Below are 2660 nucleotides of genomic sequence, written 5' to 3'. Positions count from 1 at the left end.
GATGGACGCGCCGAGCGGCCGCTGGCCTATGGCAAAGGGGGGCAGGCCAAGCTGGAGGCGCAAGCCAGCCAATAGCACGCGTTTGACCAGCCCCATGCAAAAGAGGATATCCGCGGATATCCTCTTTTTTCGTACAGGTCCGTGCGATTTACTTCTTCAGGCTGATCACCTGCGGCTGGGTCACGCCCTTCAAGCCCTCGTTGCCAAACTCCAGCCCCCAGCCCGAGCGCTTGTTGCCACCGAAGGGCACCATAGGATGCACCATGCCATGCTGGTTGACCCACACCGTACCGGCCTGCAAGCGTGTGGCCACCTGCGCTGCACGCTGGGCGTCACGACTCCACACCGATGCTCCCAGCCCCACATCAAGCCGGTTGGCATTGGCGATGGCTTCATCCAGCGTGCTATAGCGGATGATGGGCAACACCGGGCCGAACTGTTCCTCGTCCACCAGGCGTGCGCCATCACGGATGTCGGTCACCAGCGTGAGCGGATAGAAATTGCCCGGCCCTTCCGGCAAGACGCCGCCACAGACGATGGTGGCGCCCTCTTGCCGCGCACTGTCCACCAGCGCGGCCACCTTCTTCAATTGCATGGGGTTCTGCACCGGCCCCATCGCCATGCCCGGCTGCAAGCCGTCGCCCATGGGCGTAGCGGCGATGATGGCCTTGAGTTCGGCAACGATCTGGTCGTGCAGCGCCTCGGGCACATAGAGCCGCTTGGCGCAGGCGCAGGTCTGGCCCATGTTGAGGAAAGCGCCCCAGAACAGACCCGGCGCAATCGCCTTGGGATCGGCATCGTCCAGCACGATGGCCGCATCGTTGCCGCCCAGTTCCATGGTGGTGGGCGTGAGATTGCGCGCCGCGGCTGCGACGATGCGCGCCCCGGTGGCCCCGGAGCCGGTGAACATGATCTTGTTGACGTCGCTATTGTCCACCAACATGGCGCCCACGCTGCCATCGCCGCTGACGGTATTGAGCACGCCCGGCGGCAAGGCCTGGGCGATCACGCGGGCCAGTTCCAGGCCGCAGACGCTGGTGTATTCCGAGGGTTTCAGCACCACGGTATTGCCGGCATAGATGGCCGGGATCACCTGCCAGATGGAGATCATCAGCGGCCAGTTCCAAGGCGCGATGGCGGCAATCACGCCATAGGGCTTGCGGTGCAGTTCATCGCGCCGGGTCTCATCCTCGAACACCACTTCGCTGGCCAGTTCCAGGCTGGCGGTGGCGCGCGTCCAGGCTTCACAGCCCCACAACTCGAAGCGCGAGCCGGGCACCTGGTCCGGTCCCACGCCCCCCAGCGGACGGCCCTGTTCCAGCGTCACCAAGGTAGCCAGGCGTTCGGCATTGGCGGCGATGGCATCGGCCACCCGATGCAGGTATTCACGCCGCTGTTGCAGGCTTTGTGCGGCCCAGGCGGCTTGCGCCCGGCGCGCTGCCGCCACGGCGGCGGCCACTTCGCTCGCATCGGACTGGGGAAAACGGCCCATCACCTGGCCGTTGGCAGGATTATGGGAATCCAGCAGGCGGCTGCCTGGGTGCAACTGACCGCCGATGATGTTGGATGCGATGTGCTCGATATGCATGGAGTCTCCTGGTGAAAAAGACCGCCGTGCGAACGTCGCAGGCGGTCGAGGTTTGGCCGATGGAAACAGCCTTATTTTTTCTTGTTCAAGCCCAGGGTCGGGGTCTCATCGAAGAAGTTCCAGGGCTTCAACAGTACATGGACCCATTCGGTGGGCATGATGGGCCACTCTTCGGCGCGCGCCACGTGGGTGGTGCCGGTGGTCAGCCAGACCACGTCATCCTGGTTGACGATGGACTGGTTGTCCTTGATGAAGGCCCCCAGGCCGGTATCTTCATGCGAGCGGTTCGGATACTTGCCTTCGGGGAAGCGCTGTTGCGGATCGTAGCGGGTCACCCACAACTGGCGGTCCATGAAGCTCAGGCGCTTGTTGAGCCATTCGTCCTGCGAGAAATTGGCGCCCTTGGCAATCGGATGCGTCCCGCCTGCATAGGGAATGAGCTGGTAAGACACCGGATTGCCGACCTTGTTGAACTTGTTGGGATTGCTCAACAGACGGATGGTGGAGGCATCGAACTTCTGCGCCGCCTGCTGCTCGGTCTCGGGGGTGCGCTGCACGGTCTGCATGGTGCTGCTGCGCGGGCCGCCACGGGTGTTGGGCAAGACCACCGGATCGACTTCGGTGAGCGAATTGTTTTCGCCATCGATGTCCAGGTCGAGGCGGAAGTTGTAGATGTGCTGGTGCGTGGTACCGACGATGTTGTGGTCGATCAGGGTGCCGTAGCGGGTATCCTCGGCAGCGGTGGCATCGCGCATGGTGGAAGACTTCACGCCCTTGACCGCCTCGATGCCGGTGGCGCCGGCATTGATGCCGATGGTGCCGTTTTCGGCAAAGACCCAGTCGAAGATGTAGTCATAGTTGCCCACCGTGCTGATCCAGCGGATCACCAGTTCGCGCCGCTCCACCGAGAGATTGGGCTGACCATATTCCTGGTGCTTGAATTCGGGACCGGCATAGCGTTCGAACACGCCAATGGCGCGCGGGATGGTGCGCGGCTTGCCGCTGGTGTCGGCCAGGGTGGCATCGAGCAGCACGACGTTGTCGGGCGCGTCCTTGCCGCTTCGATGGCGAG

General features: G+C 63.5%; 2 protein-coding genes. Both read right to left on the bottom strand.

The window, feature by feature from the left end; all coding sequences use genetic code 11:
- Window positions 1-148: 148 nt before the first annotated feature.
- On the bottom strand, window positions 149-1588 hold the full coding sequence (locus tag I5W_RS03045; RefSeq protein ID WP_044528137.1) for an aldehyde dehydrogenase family protein: 1440 nt from the start codon (window positions 1586-1588) through the stop codon (window positions 149-151).
- Between the two features lie 71 nt (window positions 1589-1659).
- A partial coding sequence (locus I5W_RS03040) for a copper amine oxidase (RefSeq protein ID WP_044528136.1) occupies window positions 1660-2660 on the bottom strand: 1001 nt, incomplete at its 5' end.

This window comes from Herbaspirillum sp. B65 (genome assembly GCF_000333555.1).
Classification (GTDB): domain Bacteria; phylum Pseudomonadota; class Gammaproteobacteria; order Burkholderiales; family Burkholderiaceae_D; genus Herbaspirillum; species Herbaspirillum rubrisubalbicans.
The sequence above is the reverse complement of the archived record's forward strand: the minus strand, read 5'-3'. Positions and strand labels throughout refer to the sequence as shown.

What these genes read in the sequence shown, in the direction of transcription:
- I5W_RS03045 (WP_044528137.1), bottom strand. Translation starts at nt 1,588, where the DNA reads ATGCATATCGAGCACATCGCATCCAACATCATCGGCGGTCAGTTGCAC.